11 protein-coding genes are annotated in these 20,626 nt (G+C 34.7%); 10 read left to right on the forward strand and 1 reads right to left on the reverse strand.

The features are described 5' to 3' along the window. Positions 1-163: 163 nt before the first annotated feature. The 7 genes from OZP10_RS14235 to OZP10_RS14265 all read left to right on the forward strand — a co-directional run bounded on the left by OZP10_RS14235 (position 164) and on the right by OZP10_RS14265 (position 14,348). Entirely contained in the window at positions 164-3,256 is a 3,093-nt protein-coding gene (locus OZP10_RS14235; protein ID WP_281631452.1) for a SusC/RagA family TonB-linked outer membrane protein, read from the forward strand. Between the two features lie 10 nt (positions 3,257-3,266). Continuing rightward, entirely contained in the window at positions 3,267-4,781 is a 1,515-nt protein-coding gene (locus OZP10_RS14240; RefSeq protein ID WP_281631453.1) for a SusD/RagB family nutrient-binding outer membrane lipoprotein, read from the forward strand. 462 nt (positions 4,782-5,243) lie between these two features. Beyond that, positions 5,244-7,202, forward strand: coding sequence for a beta-mannosidase (locus OZP10_RS14245; protein ID WP_281631454.1), 1,959 nt, complete (start codon positions 5,244-5,246; stop codon positions 7,200-7,202). Positions 7,203-7,321: 119 nt separating this feature from the next. Continuing rightward, entirely contained in the window at positions 7,322-9,583 is a 2,262-nt protein-coding gene (locus tag OZP10_RS14250) for a GH92 family glycosyl hydrolase (protein ID WP_281631455.1), read from the forward strand. A 93-nt stretch (positions 9,584-9,676) separates the two neighbouring features. Continuing rightward, positions 9,677-11,956, forward strand: a complete 2,280-nt coding sequence (locus OZP10_RS14255; RefSeq protein WP_281631456.1) for a GH92 family glycosyl hydrolase — start codon at positions 9,677-9,679, stop codon at positions 11,954-11,956. A 6-nt stretch (positions 11,957-11,962) separates the two neighbouring features. After that, positions 11,963-13,426, forward strand: a complete 1,464-nt coding sequence (locus tag OZP10_RS14260) for a glycoside hydrolase family 125 protein (RefSeq protein WP_281631457.1) — start codon at positions 11,963-11,965, stop codon at positions 13,424-13,426. A gap of 22 nt (positions 13,427-13,448) precedes the next feature. Beyond that, a complete protein-coding gene (locus OZP10_RS14265; RefSeq protein ID WP_281631458.1) occupies positions 13,449-14,348 on the forward strand; it encodes an ROK family protein in 900 nt (299 codons plus the stop codon). Between the two features lie 167 nt (positions 14,349-14,515). On the opposite strand, the gene OZP10_RS14270 is transcribed toward OZP10_RS14265, so the two are convergent. Next, positions 14,516-15,997, reverse strand: coding sequence for a ComEC/Rec2 family competence protein (locus OZP10_RS14270; RefSeq protein WP_281631459.1), 1,482 nt, complete (start codon positions 15,995-15,997; stop codon positions 14,516-14,518). Positions 15,998-16,849: 852 nt separating this feature from the next. Here OZP10_RS14270 and OZP10_RS14275 point away from each other — a divergent pair. From OZP10_RS14275 to OZP10_RS14285, 3 genes are read left to right on the forward strand one after another with little or no spacing between them, the layout of a single operon-like run. Further along, positions 16,850-18,001 (forward strand): AAA family ATPase, encoded by a 1,152-nt coding sequence (locus OZP10_RS14275; protein ID WP_281631460.1) that lies wholly within the window; start codon positions 16,850-16,852, stop codon positions 17,999-18,001. Next, positions 17,998-18,990, forward strand: coding sequence for a hypothetical protein (locus OZP10_RS14280; RefSeq protein ID WP_281631461.1), 993 nt, complete (start codon positions 17,998-18,000; stop codon positions 18,988-18,990). Before OZP10_RS14275 ends, OZP10_RS14280 begins: the two co-directional genes overlap by 4 nt. After that, a complete protein-coding gene (locus tag OZP10_RS14285) occupies positions 18,987-20,606 on the forward strand; it encodes a DUF262 domain-containing protein (RefSeq protein WP_281631462.1) in 1,620 nt (539 codons plus the stop codon). Before OZP10_RS14280 ends, OZP10_RS14285 begins: the two co-directional genes overlap by 4 nt. Positions 20,607-20,626: the final 20 nt, after the last annotated feature.

The raw sequence follows: 20,626 nt of genomic DNA on the forward strand, positions 1-20,626 counted from the left end.
TTTCACTAAAACGTTTTAGTAAGAATAGAAATACAGCAGGAATTCAAAAAGCTGCTAGGAATAATATTGCAAACAGAGAACAAATTTTTATTAATTATTTAAAAACAAACAACAGATCAAATCAACAAAACAAAATCAAAACCAATAACCAAAAAGAATGCTTATGAGACGAATATTAGCAGTGTTAGGAGTGATATTGCTTAGCAGTTTAAGTGCTGCTGCGCAAAATCGATTAATAACCGGCATAGTTACAGATGCAGAAAACAAGGGAATTGTTGCTGCATCAATCGAGGTTCAAGGAAAGCCATTTAGTGCTGTTACAGATGCCGAAGGGCGATTTAAAATGAATGTTCCAGAAGGTAAAGTTACCCTTAATGTGTCTTCTATAGGGTTTCAAACAAGATTAGTAGTGCTTCAGGAAAAAGAAACAAGAATTGCTGTCATGTTAGTTGAAACTACGCAAGAATTAAAAGATGTTGTAGTAACTTCATTTGGAGTAAAAAAACAAAAGAAAAGTTTAGGTTACGCAGTTGGGGAACTAAAAGGCGAGGATCTGACAAAAAATAAGGAAATTAATTTAGGAAACGCTCTTCAAGGTAAAATTGCTGGAGTAAACGTTTCGGCGCCAGTTACAGGGCCTTCGGGTTCTAGTCGCGTGGTAATTCGTGGAGCAACTTCTGCCTCTGGACTTAATCAGCCGCTTTATGTTGTAGATGGAATTCCGATCGATAATACACAGCAGGGAAATGCTGGAATGTGGGGAGGAGCCGATAAAGGAGATGGTATGTCTTCTTTCAATCCAGATGATATTGCTTCGATGTCAGTTCTTAAAGGTAGTGCCGCTTCTGCTCTTTACGGGTACAGAGGATCAAATGGTGTTATCTTAATTACAACCAAAAAAGGTAAAAACGGAACAGGAATCGGAGTAGATTTCAGTACAAATTCTTCCTTCAATACGCCTGCAAGCCTTTTAAAATGGCAAGATCAATATGGTGCTGGAGCTCCAGATGCGAACGGTGTGCCAACCAGATTTAACAATTTACAAGAACTTAGAGATTCCTATTATTTTGCATGGGGAGATAAATATGACGGAACTCCTTCATTATCACTTGATGGTAAAACAAGACCATATCAGGCTTATGGAAAAGATAATGTGGAGAATTTCTACAGAACTGGATATTCTTTCAGTAATACTTTAGCGATTTCTGGAGGAAACGAATCAACAAACTTTAGATTGTCTTTTGGAAATACTAAAGACGAATCTATTTTACCAGAAACTACTTTTGGAAGAAATAACGTGGCTTTGAGTTTAAATTCGGCTCCAAATAAAAGAATTAGCATAGAAAGTAATGCTCAATATATTTCAGAGAAAAGCCATAATCGTCCATATTTAAATGATTCGCCAAGAAATCCGTCTTTCCCAACAACATTCATGACGCCAGGAACAGATATCAGATGGATAAGCAATCCTTATGATGCAAACGGTGGAGAAGAAGACTTTTTTGGAGCAAACGTATATCATACAAATCCTTATTTTGCTACAAAATCGCCGCTAAACGATGACCTTAGAAAACGTTTTATTGGTTCAGCAAAAGTAAATTACAACATTACAGATAAAATTTATGCTAAGGCTGTTATTGGTATTGATGATATTAATTATGAATATACTGAAATCGAGCCTACTGGAATAAATTACAGCCCAGGCGGATCTATTGAAAACAGAGTTGAAACTCGTTCTGAAGTAAATGCTTCTGGTTTCTTAGGCTACAAAGGAGATATTGCTAAAGATCTTTCATTGGATGCTTTTATTGGAGCAAACCGTCAGCATAATAGATACAGCGGCATCAAAATGAAAGGAAATAATTTTATTGTTCCGTTCAAATATTTCTACGGAAATACACAGCCAGATAAAACAGAAAAATTATTCTCAGAAAGCGAAGTAAACTCTCTTTTCTATTCTGCAGATATTGGATACAAAGATTTTTTATTCTTGAGTTTAACAGGTCGTGAAGATTGGTTTTCAACTTTAGATCCTTCAAACAATAGTACTTTCTATCCTTCAGTAAGTTCAAGTTTCATTTACTCTGAAGTTATCGGTCTTCCTGAGTGGATTTCTTATGGTAAGATTAGAGCAGGTTGGGGTAACGTTGGTGGAGCATTGCCAGATGCTTATGCTTTAGCATTGACTTATACTACGCCAGACGGACAGACAGATTCTTTAGGACAGCCAATTTTGGGTGTAAATGGAGAAACAATTCCGAACAGAACTTTAAAACCTTATAATGTAAGTACAATTGAATTTGGTTTTGAAAATACATTTTTCAATAACAGAGTGAGTACAGATTTGACTTTCTACAGCAAAAAAACAACTAATGATATTACAGATGCCGATGTTTCTCAGGCTTCAGGATACAGAACAACAAAAATCAATGTTGGGGAAATCTTAAATAAAGGGGTTGAATTTGCTATTAATGTGAAAGCGGTTAAGACGCCAAGTTTTTCTTGGAACGTAGGTTATAATTTTGCTTATAATGATAGCGAAGTTTTAAATCTTTCGGATAAAATCACAACAAAAACATTAGAAGGAAACAGAGATGGAAGAGCTAATGTAGTTTTAGAAAAAGGACAGCCTTTTGGAGTGATTAAAGCGTATGATTATTTAAGAGACGCAAACGGAAATATTGTTTTGGATACAAATGGTAAATTCTTAAGAGGAAATTTAATTATTGCTGGACAAGGCGTTGCACCAACATCTATGGGACTTTCAAATGATTTTTCATATAAAAACTTTACACTTTCAGTTTTTGTTGATGCAAAATTTGGAGGAGAAATCTATTCGGCTACAAACCAGTTAGGAACACGTTACGGATTGTCTGAAATTACACTTCCAGGTCGTGAAAACGGTATCGCAGTAAGCGGAAATGATGTTAATGGAAATCCAGTTAATACCACAGTTTCGGCTTATGATTACTGGAGAAGTTATAGTGATGTAACCTCAAACTTTGTTTACGATGCCGATTTTGTTAAGCTTAGAGCAATTTCATTTGCTTATAATTTCCCAAAAGCATATTTGCAGAAAACACCATTCCAGTCTGTTAGTTTAGCATTTTCTGCTCATAATTTATGGACTATTTATGACAAAGTTCCAAACATCGATCCTGAGTCAAATTACTCAAATAGTAATGCGCAAGGTATGGAAAGAGCTTCTATGCCATTGACAAGAAACTATGGTTTTGCACTTAATGTCAAATTCTAATTCTAAAAAGATGAAAAATAGATATATCAAAATATTTTGTATCGCAATTGTTGGTGCTTTGACATTAGCTTCATGCGATAAAGGATTCGAAGAAATGAATAAGAATCCAAACGCTTTAACTGATCCAGCTGTAAAATCAATGTTTACACTTGCTGAGATTTATGTAGACGGACAAGATTTTTCTAATACAAGAGGAAACAACTTATACGCAGCGCAAATTGTACAGCAGTTTTCTTCACTGGGAGGACCAGGTTCAAAATACAGTTATTCTTCGGAGTATTCAGCTGCACTTTTTGGCGAAACTTACGGAAAAGGATTAAATCAGATTTTCCAGCTATTATCTGTGGTAGAAAATACACCAGAAAACTCAAATATGATTCAGGCATGTAGAATCATGAAAGTTTTCTTGTTCCAAAAATTGACAGATACTTATGGTGAAGTTCCTTATTTTGAGGCTGGAAAAGGATACAACGGAAACGTATTTTCTCCTAAATATGACACACAAGAAGCTATCTACAATGATCTTTTAAAAGAATTAGACGAAGCAGGAACTGCTCTAGATGCTGGAAAACCTTTCGTTGGAAATGCAGATTTGTATTATCAGAGCGATGTTGCAAGATGGAAAAAACTGGCAAACTCTTTAATGTTAAGAGTAGCAATGCGTTTGTCTAAAGTAAATCCTGCAAAAGCAAAAGAATTTGTTGAAAAAGCCTATTCAAAAGGAGTTTTTACTTCAAATGATGACAGTTTGGTTTTAAAACATGATGCAGGTCCTGCAGGAGTTAAAACCAATCCAATTACATCTTCTTGGGTTAGAAACGATTTGAATGGAGGAGAATCGAACATTAAATTCAGTAAAACATTCATTGATTTATTGAAAAATACAAACGATCCACGTTTAAGAATCTATGCAAAACTGGAAGCAACAGGAAATAATAACCCAGCAAGTCAGCAAGGTTTGGCAAATGATGCAAAAGAATTTCCAGGAGGAGACAAAAAATTGTTCTCAGACCCAAATACTTCTACAGTATTGCGTTTGGATGCACCAACTTTAATTATGTCTTATGCTGAGGTTCAGTTTTTATTGGCTGAAGCCGCAGTAAAAGGATGGAACGTTGGCGGATCTGCTCAAACTTATTATGATAATGGAGTAAGAGCGGCGATGAATATTTTAACCATTTTTGGAGATAAAGTGCCTGCTGTTACACTTGCAGAATACAATACTTACATTACAACATATCCATTTAAAGCTGCAGGAACAGAAGCAGAGAAAATCGAACAGATTATCACTCAAAAATGGATTGTATTATTATTCAACGGTTTTGAGGCATTCTCAGAATACAGAAGAACAGGTTACCCAGTTTTAGTTCCTGTTAATGACCCAACTGGAGAAACAAAAGGAACAATTCCGAGAAGATTAATTTATGATCAGTCAGAACTTATTACAAACGAGGCTAATTATAAAGAAGCAATTCAACGTCAAGGTTTAGATTTAATGACCACAAGAATCTGGTGGGATAAATAATTTTTAAATTGGTTGGTTAGTTAAGATAAGTCGGGTAATGAGCATACCCGGCTTATTTTTAAAATCTGCAATTGATTGATCTGAGAAGTAAATATTTGAAAAGTTATTTTATAGATTCAAATACCCTTTTTTTCGCATAAAACAAATTTGGTTCTGCTGAAAAAGATGGATTTTATATTCTGTATTTTAAATTTCAAAATAATATACTTAAAGTTTATTTCAGTTGTTTGAGTTTAAAAACAATCCATATCAAAATCAAAATAAAGCATAAGGCAGTGGTAAAGAAAATATTTCTAGTTGTATTTTAGAGTTACTAACAAAGAATAAATTCTAAAGAGAAGGAATAATGCGGTCAGTTGTTTCCTTCTCTAAACTGCCAAATTACTTACCTTTTTTAGTAATTTTAAAAGGTATTAATAATTACTCAGTAAAATGAATTATCAAAAACAACTTCATTGGATAATGTCCTTATTTCTGACAGGTTTTACATCAATCGCCTTTTCGCAGAAAATTGATTTAAAAAGCAATTGGACGTATCGTGAAGAAAAAACACAAAAATGGTATTCGGCTAGTGTTCCGGGAGAAATTCATACCGATTTGCTAAACAGTAAATTAATACCAGATCCATTTTACAGAGATAACGAAAAAAAACTGCAATGGATTGAACGCAAAAATTGGGAATACAAAACTACTTTTCAGGTTTCGGCAAATATGCTGAAAAAGAAAAATACAGAATTGGTTTTTGACGGATTAGATACTTACGCATCAGTTTACTTAAACAATCAATTAGTTTTAAAAGCCGATAATATGTTCCGTCAATGGAGAGTTGACGTTAAAAAAGTCTTGAAATCAGGGAATAACGATTTGCGAATCGTATTTCAATCGGCACAAAATGTAGTCGATTCGCTGGCTAAAAAAGATTACCCATTTGTAATTCCAGACAATCCTCGTGCTTATGTACGCAAAGCACAATACCATTTTGGCTGGGATTGGGGACCAAAATTCACAACTTGCGGAATCTGGAAAACGCTAAGATTTGAAGCTTACGACGAAAAAGAACCTGATAAGCCTTACGTTTTAAATCGAAAAATTGAATTAATACAAGACAAAGACAGTCTTGGTCGCTCTTTTTATTTTAAAATTGATGGAAAGCCAGTTTACATGAAAGGAGCCAATTATATTCCATCGGATGCTTTTCTTTCGAGAGTGACGAAAAAAGAATATGAAAAAATAGTTTTATCTGCCAAAGAAGCCAATATGAATATGCTTCGCGTTTGGGGCGGAGGTATTTACGAAGACGATTATTTCTATGATTTATGCGATAAATACGGAATAAATGTCTGGCAGGATTTTATGTTCGCGGGTACAATGGTTCCTGGAGATGACGCTTTTTTTGATAATGTAAAAAAAGAAGTTCAGTATCAGGTAAAAAGATTGCGCCATCATCCAAGTATTGTTTTATGGTGTGGCAATAACGAATCTGATGAAGCCTTTAAAAATTGGGGCTGGATGAAAAGTTTCAAAATTTCAAAGCAAGATTCCATTCGTTTATGGAAAGACTATACGCGTTTGTTTCATGACAGTATTCCGAAATGGGTAAAAGAAGTCGATGATAAACGTCCATATTTAAGTTCTTCGCCATTATACCATTGGTCTAAAGCAAAAAGTATCACCGAAGGAGATAGCCATTATTGGGGAATTTGGTGGGGATTGGAAGATATTGAAGCCGTTCAGAAAAAAACAGGAAGATTTGTAAGCGAATACGGAATGCTGTCTTTACCAAATTATAATTCAATTGAAGGTTTTACTTCTCCAGAAGACCGACATTTATATTCAGATATACTAAAAGTACATTTAAAAGCGGGCAAAGGTTTTGAAAAGTTAGATTCCTATCTCAGTAAGTATTTCATCGATGCTTCAAAAATAAAAAATATGAATCTGGAAGATTATGCCTATTTGAGTCAGTGTCTGCATTATTATTCCATAAAAAATATAGTCGGTACACATCGTACTAAAGCGCCTTATAATATGGGAACTTTAGTTTGGCAATTAAACGACTGTTGGCCTGTAGCAAGTTGGAGCATTACCGATTACAATAACCGACAGCCAAAAGCCGCTTGGTACGCTATAAAAGAAGCATACAGAGATGACATAAAACCAGAAACCGATTTTACACATCCGAAAGATTTACCATTAGAAGACCCAAAAATCAGTTGGAAAATAAAAGGGAATAACATAATTATAAAAGCACAGAAAGTGGCAAAATATGTTTGCGTTTCAATGAAAGGTTATAGTGGAAAATGGAGCGATAATTATTTTGATCTAAAATCAGGAGAAGAAAAAACAATTTCGTTTGAAGGGAAAATTGTGAAACCTGAGATTAAGATTTATTCTTTGTATGAGGTTCTTAAAAGGTACTAAGATGCTAAGGTTCTAAGGGACAAAGGTTTTTTGTAGAGACGCACCGCAGTGCGTCTAACATACAGAATTTAAAAATATTTGCGTCAAACTTAAACAGACGCAATCAAAAATAAAAATATATGAGAATAGTATTTAGCGGTTTTTTGGCTTTGAGTTTACTTTTTGCCAATCCGATAATTTCACAACAGAAAAAGGAAAAACAAACCAATGTAAATTATACACAATATGTAGATCCGCTTATTGGTTCAGCGGGGCATGGGCATGTATTTGTAGGTGCAAATGTTCCTTTAGGCGCGGTACAGTTGGGGCCTGTAAATATTTTTGAAGGTTGGGATTGGTGTAGTGGTTACAACTATGCCAGCAATACCATTTTAGGTTTCACGCACACGCATTTAAGCGGAACCGGAATTGGAGATTTAAATGATATTCTGGTGCTTCCTATCAGCGGAAAAGTAGGTTTGACAAAAGGGACAAAAGAAGATATGGTGAACGGTTACGGCTCTTATTTCTCTCATAAAAATGAAGTGGTAAAACCAGGATATTACAGTGTTTTATTAGATAAATATAAAGTTAAAGCCGAATTAACGGCAAGCGAAAGAGTCGGTTTTCATAAATATACTTTTGAAAATGCTAATGATTCACACATTTTAATTGATCTAGCTGACGGAATTGGTTGGGACAGACCAGTAAAAACGTTCATAAAAAAAATAAGCGAAACTAAGATTGAAGGTTACCGTTATTCGGCAGGTTGGGCGGCAGATCAGCGCATTTATTTTGCAATGGAATTCTCTGAGCCTATCACAAATATGATGGTTTACGACAGTACAGCCGTAGTTAAAGGAACAGAAGGTGAGGGGCTAAAAATAAAAGCGGTTTTAGATTTCAAAACCTTAAAAAACAAACAGATTCTGGTAAAAGTCGGAATTTCTCCAGTAAGCACAGAAAATGCATCTGCTAATATAAAAGCAGAAATTCCGAATTGGGATTTTGAAGCTGTCGTAAAATTAGCAGATTCAAAATGGAACAAAGAATTAAATAAAGTTCAAATAAAAGCAGACGAAAAAACAATGAAAGTTTTCTACACTTCATTGTATCACACCATGTTTGCACCTTCCATTTTTAATGATACCAACGGAGATTATCTGGGAACAGACAAAAAAGTCTACGAAAAAGCCAATTTTACCAATTACACTACTTTTTCGCTTTGGGATACTTACCGTGGACTGCATCCATTATATACTATTACGCAGCCAGAAAAAATCAATGATATTGTAAAATCGTTTTTAGCGATTTATCAGCAGCAAGGCAGATTACCAGTTTGGCACTTAATGGGCAATGAAACCAATACGATGAACGGAAATCATTCTATAGCCGTTATCGTTGATGCTTATTTAAAAGGATATCGCGATTATGATGTCAATTTAGCATACGAAGCCATCAAAAAAACCGCCATGCAGACACGCGATGGAATGGATTATGTTCAAAAGTTGGAATATATTCCTGCGGATAAACTATTAGAATCTGTTGGAAATGCTTTAGAATATGCAATTGATGATTATTGCATCGCCTTAATGGCAAAAGCTTTAAACAAAACAGACGATTATAATTATTTCACCAAAAGAGCCAATTTATACAAAGAGTATTTTGACAAAGAAACCACTTTTATGCGCGGTAAATTGACAAATGGAAATTGGAGAACGCCATTTAATCCGCTTTCTTCAGCGCACCGAAAAGATGATTATGTAGAGGGAAATGCGTGGCAATATACTTGGCTGGTTCCGCAAGATCCTTATGGTTTAATCGATTTATTTGGAAGTGAAGATAAATTTATCGCAAAACTGGATTCGCTTTTCTTAATAACAGATAAAGTAGAAGGGGAAGACGTTTCGCCAGATATCAGCGGTTTAATTGGTCAGTACGCGCACGGAAATGAGCCAAATCATCATATCCCGTATTTATATGCTTACGTAGGACAACCTTGGAAAACAGCAAAATTAATTCGAGAAATCGATGAGAAATTCTACTCAACAAAGCCAGACGGATTGTGCGGTAACGAAGATTTAGGGCAGATGTCGGCTTGGTATATTTTATCTTCTATGGGATTTTATTCGGTTAATCCCGCAAACGGAATTTATGTTTTAGGAAGTCCGTTGGTAAACAATGCTGTAATTCATCATAAAAAAGGAATTTCATTTACGATAAATACGGTTAATAACAGCGCTTCAAATATTTATATCCAAAAAGCAGAATATAATGGTAAACCTTATACAAAATCATATATCACGCACGATATGATTACAAAGAACGGAGAACTGAAATTATATATGGGGAATAAACCATCAGCAACATTTGGAGTTAAGAAAGAAGATAGACCGTTGTAGTGAAAAGGTAAAATGTGAGATGTAAAATGCAAAGTGCAATTGGACATATCGCATTTCACATCTCACACTTCACATTTGACAAATCACATGAATATGAAAATAAAGAGTTTAATTTTTTTTGGATTAATACACTGCTGCATTTCTATAAATGCGCAGGTTAAAGAACCTGTAGAATATGTAAATCCATTAATGGGAACGCAGTCTTTGCATAATCTTTCTAACGGAAATACGTATCCCGCCATCTGCAGACCTTGGGGAATGAATTTCTGGACACCTCAAACAGGAAAAATGGGCGACGGATGGGCGTATACCTATACAGCAGAAAAAATCAGAGGATTTAAACAGACGCATCAGCCTTCGCCGTGGATGAACGATTATGGTCAGTTTTCGATTATGCCGGTTACAGGTAAATTGGCTTTCGCCGAAGACGAACGCGCGAGCTGGTTCAGCCATAAAGCTGAAGTTTCAAAACCGTATTATTACAGCGTTTATTTGGCTGATCATGATGTTACAATCGAAATTACGACAACAGAAAGAGCGGCGCATTTTCAGATTACATTTCCAGAAAATGAAAAATCTTCTATTGTAATCGATGCGTTTGATAAAGGTTCTTACATCAAAATAATTCCTTCAGAAAATAAAATAATCGGTTATACAACTCGCAACAGCGGAGGAGTCCCTCAAAATTTCAAAAACTATTTTGTGCTGATTTTTGATAAAAAGTTCTTAACCAATTCAACTTGGATTGATAAAGTTCTGAATGCTGATAAGTTAGAATCAGAAGGAAATCACGTAGGCGCAGTTGTTGGTTTTCAAACCAAAAAAGGAGAAAAAGTAAATGTTAGAGTGGCATCCTCTTTTATAAGTCAGGAGCAGGCAGAATTGAATCTGAAAAACGAATTAGGCACAGCAACTTTTGAAGAAACAGTTTCACAGTCTAAAGCCGAATGGAATAAAGTTCTAGGGAAAATTACTGTAGAAGACAATAATATAGATCAGTTAAAAACTTTTTATTCTTGTTTGTACCGTACAGTCTGTTTTCCTCAAAAACAATATGAAATTGATAAAGATGAAAAAATTGTACACTACAGCCCATACAACGGAAAAGTCCTTCCGGGTTACATGTACGCAGGAACTGGATTTTGGGATACTTTCCGCGCCTTATATCCATTGCTAAATTTGGTCTATCCTTCTATTAATAAAGAAATGCAGGAAGGATTGATCAACGATTATAAAGAAGGCGGATTTCTGCCAGAATGGTCAAGTCCAGGTTTTAGAAATGTGATGGTTGGAAATAATTCTGCTTCTGTAGTTTCTGATGCTTATATGAAAGGATTACGTGGTTATGATATCAATACTTTATACGAAGCATTATTGCATGGAGCTAATAACGAAGGTCCGCTAGAAGCGGTTGGTAGAAAAGGTGTTCAATATTACAATACTTTAGGATATGTTCCGTATGATGTAAATATCAACGAAAATGCAGCGCGAACTTTAGAATACGCTTATGATGATTTTACAATATGGAAACTGGCAAAGGCATTAAATCGTCCGAAAAAAGAAATCAGTCTGTATGAAAAGCGAATGCTGAATTACAAAAAACTCTATAATCCGGAAATAGGATTAATGAGCAGCCGAAATAAAGATGGCAGTTTTCCAGCCAATTTTAATCCGTTTAAATGGGGAGATGCTTTTACCGAAGGAAATAGCTGGCATTACAGCTGGAGTGTTTTTCACGACATTCAAGGCTTGATTGATTTAATGGGCGGAGAGAAAAATTTCACAGCAAAATTAGACGCCGTATTTACTATGCCTCCGGTTTTTGATGATAGTTATTATGGAGCTGTTATTCACGAAATCCGCGAAATGCAGATTATGAATATGGGACAATACGCGCATGGAAACCAGCCAATTCAGCACATGATTTATTTATATAATTACGCAGGAGAACCTTGGAAAACACAATACTGGTCAAGAGAAGTCATGAACCGTTTGTACAAGCCAACTCCAGACGGTTATTGCGGAGATGAAGATAACGGACAGACATCTGCATGGTATATTTTCTCGGCCATGGGATTCTATCCAGTTTGTCCAGGAACAGAAGAATATGTTTTGGGAGCGCCTTTGTTTAAGAAAATAACTTTACAGTTAGAAAACGGAAAACAGCTTACTATCAATGCACCAAATAATTCAGAAACCAACAAATATGTAAACGAATTAAAATGGAATAATACTCTTCATACCAAAAATTATATCAATCATTTTGATGTATTGAAAGGTGGAGAATTAAATTTTGATATGGCAAGTTCTCCTAATTTTAAAAGAGGCACAACAAAGGAATCATTCCCGTATTCTTATTCAACTTCAAAATAAAAATATATGCAGTCACGTAGAAAATTTATAAGAAACGCAGGCATTTTTTCAGCAGGATTATTGGCACTTCAAACAGAAGCTTTCGGATTTAATTCAGATGCTTTTCCTTTTCCGCTAAAAGATTTTGTTTCCAAAAGGCCTCCTGTTGGAGAAAGAAAATTTACAAGTAAAGCAATTGAAGCCGCTATCGTACGCATTAAAAAGCAAATTGCTAATCCAGAATTAGCATGGATATTCGAAAACTGTTTCCCAAATACATTAGATACAACAGTCGATTTTGAAATTATTGATGGAAAACCCGATACCTATGTGATTACAGGCGATATTGATGCCATGTGGCTTAGAGATAGCACAGCGCAGATCTGGCCTTATATTCCGTTTGTAAAAGAAGATCCGAAACTGGCAGAACTGGTAAAAGGCGTAATTAATCGTCAAGCGAAATGTATTCTGCTGGATCCGTATGCGAATGCTTTTTATAAAGATTTTACAAAGGAAAGCGAATGGAAAAATGACCTTACCAAGATGCAGCCTGGAATTCATGAAAGAAAATGGGAGATTGACAGTTTGTGTTATCCCGTTCGATTAGCACACGGATATTGGAAGGAAACGGGGGATATCAGTTTATTTGATGCTAAATGGAAAGAAGCTATGCTTTTAATCCTACAGACTTTTAAAGAACAGCAGCGAATGGACGGCAAAGGCGGACCTTATAGTTTTCAGCGTCAGACAGCGTGGGCAACAGACGGAGTTCCGTTAGGCGGTTATGGCTATCCGGTAAAACCGTGCGGATTAATTGTTTCGACTTTCCGACCAAGCGACGATTCTACTTTATTCGGTTATCTGATTCCGAGCAATATGTTTGCTATTGAAATATTGGGCTATCTGATTGAAATTTTTTCTCTTCCGGCTTTAAAGGATAATGATTTGGTTGCGAAAGCCACAAAATTAAGAGATGAGGTTCAAAAAGGACTTAATGAACACGGAATTATTAATCACTCGAAATTCGGAAAAATTATAGCTTTTGAAGTAAACGGATACGGCAGTTTCCACATGATGGATGATGCTAATGTGCCGTCATTATTATCATTGCCTTATTTAGGCGCTATCGCTCCAAATGATCCTTTGTATCTGAATACAAGAAAAGTGGTGCTGTCTGAAAATAATCCGTTTTTCTATAAAGGAAAAGCAGGAGAAGGTATTGGCGGTCCGCATACAGGAGTCGATACAATCTGGCCAATGAGTATCGTTTTGAGAGCCATTACAAGTGTAGACGAAAAAGAAATAAAGACTTGTATCAGTAATTTAATCAAAACAAATGCGGATACAGGATTTATGCACGAATCATTTCATAAAGACGATGTAACCAAATTTACCCGTAAATGGTTTGCCTGGGCGAATACACTATTTGGCGAAATGATTGTACACACCAGTATTCATTATCCTCAAATTTTAAAAGACAAAAATATCTAGTACTAAAGTTTAATAAATAAAAATGAATACATCACACGCCATTGGGCTAGATATAGGGGGAACGCATATTACCGCAGCGGTTATCAATAAAACAGAGATGAAAGTTCTTGACTTTTCACTTTGTAAAGAATCTTTTGACTCTAATTTGCCAACAGATCAGGTTATGAGTATCTGGAAAAAAGTAATCAGAACGTCAATTGAAAATTCTAAAGTAAAAGATATTACAGGAATTGCAATTTGCATGCCTGGGCCATTTGATTATAAAAACGGAATTTGTTGGATTAAAGACCAGTCGAAATACGAACATTTTTACGGATTAAACATTCGAGAATTGCTTCTGGAAACTCTAGATTTTCCTGTAGATTTTCCAGTTCTTTTTGAAAATGACGCTGTTTGTTTTGGAAAAGGTGAAGTTTTTAAACAACAGGAAAATCTTTCTAAAAAAGTTATGGCGGTTACTTTAGGAACTGGATTAGGTGCTTGTTTCATTGATAAAGGAGCATCAATCAGTTCAGGTAATTCTGTTCCCGCTGATGGTGAAATATACAATCTGTCTTATAAAGATGGAATTGCAGAAGATTATGTTTCAGTTAGAGGTCTTTTATCACATTACAAATCTTTAAGCGGTAGCGATCTCAATAATGGCTTAGAACTGTATAATCTTGCGAAAGATGGAGACCAACAGGCAATTGAGGTGTTTGAAAGAATGGGAGAGGATTTAGCGGCAGTTGTTATTCCGTGGATAAAAAACTTCACAGCAGATCATATTATTATTGGCGGAAAAATTGCCAATGCAAGCGATTTGTTTTTGTCTTCATTTAACAAAACAATTCAGAAATCTGATTTAAAAGTTGAGTTTTCTATTTCAAATGACAATGAAGTTGCAGCTTTACTAGGAGCAGTCAGTTTTCTTTGCGATTAAAAACAAAAAAGGATGAGGTTTAATCTCATCCTTTTTTGTTTTAAGAAGTAATTTCAAATACTAATTTGATTATTATCAACGGATGAATATGATCCAAATAAAATCAATGCATTCTATTTTCAAATAAATAGACTACTTGAAGTCCATTAAGATATATATAACTATTGTCAGAATTGATATTCAAAGTCATTTAAGGCTTGATTCCATAGAATTTCTTGGATATCCCACGAGCCTCTGTTTGACGGTGCTTCTAGTTTTTGGGCAATTATAATTTTCTCCCCGTCAGTGCGTACATTGATCATTCCGTAAACTGTTACCAAGCGCTCTTTGTCTATTGGTGTAGCTGTAGAAGTTTTGTTTTGGGTCTTTTGCAAAAATTCTGGCGTAGATCTGGCAAGTTCGGTTGAGAATATTAATGATCTTAAACCACGACTATATTTTCCAATGGTTCCAAGCGTATCGGGACGGGGATGGCAGTGTGGCTCTTCATCTCCACTAGAAATAATGGTGGCAATAGGATTTAACGCATCCATAAACTCACTAGTAAAGTCAGATGAGCCATGATGGCAAGATTTAGCTATGTCAGTTTGAAAAACTGTCCTTGCTTGAAGTATTGCAACACGAAGAGCATTTTCAGCAGTCTGTCTTTGAGTTGCAGTACCAGATTTAATTGCAACTCTAAGAGCTGGAAGATCTGCACCAGTATAATGTTTCATCAAATGATCTTCGGCTGGTTCATTTAGGTCTCCTCCAAGAAGCAGTTTGACTTTGCCTATTTTAAGTTTTAGAATAATAGAATGACCATTTTTCGTTTTGCCTTTATTCTCCTTAAAAACCTGTAAAGCAGGCTTGCCTTGAATATTCTCTGCAACAGGTCCTAAAATTTCCATAACTGTATTTTGACTGCCAAGAGCAGGTAGTCCAGCGCGCAGTCCAATTTTATCAGCTGTGGTTTTTAACAGCATTTTAATGTAATTTCCTTGCCCAGTAGGAGAGCTTACTCTATTTTGGAAGTCTGAATTATATTCGCAAAGATCAGTAATGTAATCTTTACCCTGGTGAGAAATCAATGTTCCAAGGGAAGATGGATCTTCTCCGCTTTTTTCGATCATACAGTTATGGTACACTTTTTTTATTGTGAAGGTTTTACGTCCTTCTTTTTCATGTGTAAAAATTTTGGTGAAACCAGCATAATGATCTTCATCTGAATGTGATATAATAACATCCATTGGAGGTGGAAATTTGCCAGGTTTATTAAGGTTGAACCTCCATCTTAAAAAGCGGAACATATTATCTGAAGCACCTGCATCCATAATATAATGCTGATCTTCGGGAGTAACTACGTGACAGCCATCTCCTTGACCAACATCAACAAAATTAACTTCTAATATTCTGTTGGACTGTATTTCTTCAGGTCTGATCCAGCCGTTTTGATTTCTTCCTCTAACTCGGACATATTGTTTGTTATTATGCTGTTCGTAGACAGGAAGACCATCAGGGCCTGTTAGAAGACCGATCCAATCTCCAAATAATAAATGTTTTACCAATTTAAATGTTGTTTTGCCTTTTTTGTCTGTTACATAGTCCATTATTTTTACAGAAGGGAATGTGGCAAATCCATATTTGTTAGTGATAATTTTTTGATCCATTTTTTGTCATATTGGTTAGAGGTAATGCTTTGTTTTGAGAGCTACTATTTTTATATTCTTAAAATTTAAAATATTGATATACACAAAGTTATGTAAAATTGTTTTTGCGCTTTCAAGTATAACTACCTGATTAATAGCTGTGAAATATGAAAAAATTGTAAAGAATACAGAAGCCGCAGTTTTTAAAGCTTTAATAATATTCCAAATTGTGATTCTATAATTTTTAATGGAGTAAAATAACACGTCAAGATTCTATTGCGAAATTTTTTGAGAGGTTGTGTAAATATTAAAAATGGGCGCAAAAGACAAAACCCTGCAAAGAATTTGATTTGCAGGGTTCGTTGTATTTTAACTTTTTTGAGAAAAAAGAAAACCCCTTAACAAAGTTAAGGGGTTTTAAAGTCAGCGGAGAAAGAGGCTCCGCCACCTGTATCGTAAGCACCAGCAAACACTGGGTGTTATATTTTTAAAAAAAAGGAGGGTCACTTATAGGGCACTCTTGAAATTCTTGGGTTTATTAACCTCTGTAAATGTAGGGAAAAAAATCGAGAAATGGATGGAGAATTTCCGAAAAATTAATTTCGGTTACTTTGGGAAATATTTCTATGAGCTTTGTTTTGACTTGAGATTTCATCCCAAATTCCGGAAGCCACTTATAAAATTTTTAATTCAAAAGGAACAACCATTATACTCGTTCAACAGTAGGAAAGTATTGTGTTGCCTACGATTTTACTCGATTTCGAATGAGAATAGATAAATTATATTTAATTCGAATTATTTTGAAAAGACTAATGCTGAATGGACTTATAAAAGGAGTAAAAATTAATTATCTTTGTTGGTAGAAACATTATTATGATACATACAATCAAGTTTAAAAATTATAAGTCCTTTAAAGAAGAGCAGACTTTAGTAATCAAGCCTATAACTATTTTAATTGGAATCAATAGTGCTGGTAAATCAGCAATTACTAAGTTGCCTACTCTTTTATCAAATTCGCTTCAGGGAAATTTTTCTGAACCATTGAAATTAAACAATGGAGGTGTTGAGTTAGGTGCTGAATTTAGAGACCTAGTATATGGACGTACACGGTTAGGAAAACTAGAATTTTCACTAGAAGACAATAATGAAAAATTAGATATTGTAATTGGTGCCGGTCCACGAAGTGGAGACAATCCTGAAATTTTTTCATGGACATTGAAATCAGATGAAAAAGTTGATCAATTGGAATATGCAGATGACAAGATTTTTAGAGGGTTTCATTTAAATTTGGCAAAAGGAGCTAACCCTATAAAAAGCTTATCTATAAATACTGATTATATTGGACCATTCAGAGTTTTACCGGAAAGGCAGTACAGCGATTTAAAAAAAGTAAGTGAAAAGCATATTGGTATTAAAGGTGAAAATACATATTCTATTATTATTCGAGATGCCTTGACTCTAGAACAGAAATTACTCAAACAGGTAAGTGAATGGTATGAAAAAAGTTTCGAAGGCTGGGGATTGCAGGTCAACGCAGATACAGAACCATTTTATCAGCTGGAACTCACTAGGGGTAATGGAGATGTAAATATTAATTTCAGGGATGTCGGCCAAGGAATGAGCCAGCTTTTACCGATTGTGACCAGAGCTTTTATGCCAACTGTTGAAGAAACATTGGTTGTAGTTGAACAGCCTGAACTTCATTTGCATCCTAGTGCGCATGGTGACGTTGCAGAACTACTTGTAGATACACTAAAAAGTGGAGGCAAAAAATATTTGATTGAGACTCATTCTCAGAATTTCATATTACGAATCCGGGCCTTGGTTGCATCAAAAAAAATTAATCATCAAGATATTTCTCTATATTACGTAAAATTTAATTCAGAAACAGATAGCAGTAGTTTAGAAAAAATAACAATTGACCAAAATGGAAATGTAGACCATTGGCCAAAAGGTATTTTCGATGAAGCTTTATTAGAGACTATAGCTATAAGGACGGCCCAACAAGAATCGCGAGTGAAATGAAAATAGCCATTGAAAATGCCATATTTCATGATATAGGCGAGTTTAGAAATCTCTATAGGATTATTTTAAATGGGGACCAGCGACATGTTTTTCTTATAGACTACCCATCGATTTTAAAGTCAGTAAATTTTGAAAAAATGGAACCGATTGATCGGGAGATTTTAAGTCTTAGTTATGTTTCAAATAACAGAACTGAAATATTACCTAAGTTTACGATTTCAAAAGTATCTGGAAATAATCACTTTAGTACAGATGAAGCTATATTGTATCTCGATCAGCCATTAAACATTCTTTTAGAGCACGGTTTAAATGATCGATATTTTTTGGAGGCACTTTTCAAACATTTTGATGAAGATAAAGAGATTTTGAAACATCTTAGTAAAGGGTGGATTATATTTGATCATGCAGGCGGAGCAGGCCCAATTAAGAGTGTAATTAATGGTACATTTAGATCAATGCAAACCTGGCCAAAGAAAGATAAAAAAGTCTATCTAAGATTTTTCGTTATCATGGACAGTGATAAAAAAACAAATGTTTCCGCACTTGGCAATGATAAAGAAAATATTGTTAAGTACCTCACTAAGAATGAAATTACGCACCATGTTCTTGTTAAAAGAGAAATGGAAAATTATGTTCCTGAATTAATATTGGCAACTTTAGAAGATAACTATCTAAATGAGTATTGCAATTTAAGCACAATACAGAAAGATTATTTTGATTTGGAAAAAGGCTTAATACATGAAAGGGGAGCAAAAAAGGGAAATAAAGAAGTTGAAGACTTTTATGCTTCATTGAATGATAGAAGTTGGAAAATTCTTCAAGCTGGTATAAACACAGTTAAATACAATAGTGAAAATTTTAAAAATGAATTTGGAAAACTTTTTAATGATCCAAATGTTACAAAAAATTCCCTAATAGGCAGATGTGGGGGTACTAAATATGAAAATGAATTACAGGAAATTGTAAATAAAGTTAAATCTCTATTATGATAAATGACAAATTAAAAGTTGAATCGAGAGTTAGAAGACTTATACATTATATTGAAGATATAGAAAAAGGGATATTACAAATTCCTGCATTCCAGAGAGATTTTGTATGGGATAAAAAAAACAAAATTGATCTTTTTGACAGTTTGAGTGAAGGTTATCCAATCGGTTCAATACTACTTTGGAAACCAGATGAGAGTTATGGTGAAGGTTTAATGATTGGTCCATATACTATTCCTCAAAAAGAAGACAATTACTTTTACATTCTGGATGGATTCCAGAGATTGTCTACTTTGTTTGGTTGTCTGATTAACCCTGACAAAACAACCCTTCAAATAAATAGATCACTTTGGGAGAAAGAATTTCAAATTTGTTATGATTTAAAAAAGGAAGAGTTTTTTCTGCCACGAAGTAAAAATTTGGAACCTTATCAGATACCCGTATATAAATTAATGGATACCAGGGCTTCGTATACTTTCCAAAGAAACCTTCAGGATATGTACTATAGTGATGATGACATAAATTTATATTTGGACAGGTATGAAAAATTAGGGAGCACTTTGATAGATTTTACTCTTCCATCAATTGATATCACTGGTGGAACTATAGAAAAAGCCGTAGACATTTTTTCAAGGTTAAATTCAAAAGGTTCAATTATTTCTCCGGATTGGATAGTCTCTGCGCGCACGTATAATCGCCAAGATGATTTTAGACTAGGTACTTTGATTGATGAACTTTTGGTAGATTTAAAAAAATATAATTTTGAAGGCATAAAACGTGAATTGGTACTGCAATGTATACAAAGCTCTTTTGGTAAATTGTATTTAGATGTTTCCATAGAAGAAGTGCTCCAGGAAATTAATTTTACACAGCAAACTAGGAAAACGCTATTGAGTATCAGAAAAGCTGTGAAATTCTTGTTTGAAGAGTTAAGTGTTGTTTATAGTAAACTACTTCCTGCCAGTATCCAATTAGTGTTTCTTACTGAATTCTTTAATTTAGTTTCGGAACCGACAAGAAAGCAGTTAGATGATATGAAAAAATGGTTTTGGATAACTACCTACTCAAATTATTTCACCATTTATTCTCCAAGTAAACGAAAAGAGGCATTTACTCATTTTCAGCTATATTGTAATAGAGAATACCTTGATCCAGTATACTATGATAGGCCGGGAGGTAGATTTTCAGCTCCTGATTTACCAGAAAAAATAACTTATGGAGGAGTTAGAGCCAACGCATATGTTTTATTTTTATTGAATTATGCAAATGATTTTCAGCCAATTGATTCTGAAGAGGTTGAAGGAATAAGAATTTTCAATTTATTTGGGTTTAAATCTAGGCCCGAAAACATCGTGCCATTATTGGTCTATGTAGATCCTTTTGATAAAAACAATAAAATTCCTAAATTTAAGACATCTTCTTTGGAATCTTGGTTAGGACGTGGAGAAAGTTATCCTAGATTTTTTATTGGACCAGAAGCTGAAGATTTTGATATTTTGTCGGATAAAGAGGTTGACACACTTTTGGATAATAGGGCCTCAGCAATAAGTCTTGCAGAACAGGCATTTGTTGAAAGCTTAGAGATTAACTATAACGACGAATGGTCGTACAACTTTTAACTTCTTATATTATGAAGTCT

The sequence above is a fragment of the Flavobacterium luteolum genome (assembly GCF_027111275.1).
Classification (GTDB): domain Bacteria; phylum Bacteroidota; class Bacteroidia; order Flavobacteriales; family Flavobacteriaceae; genus Flavobacterium; species Flavobacterium luteolum.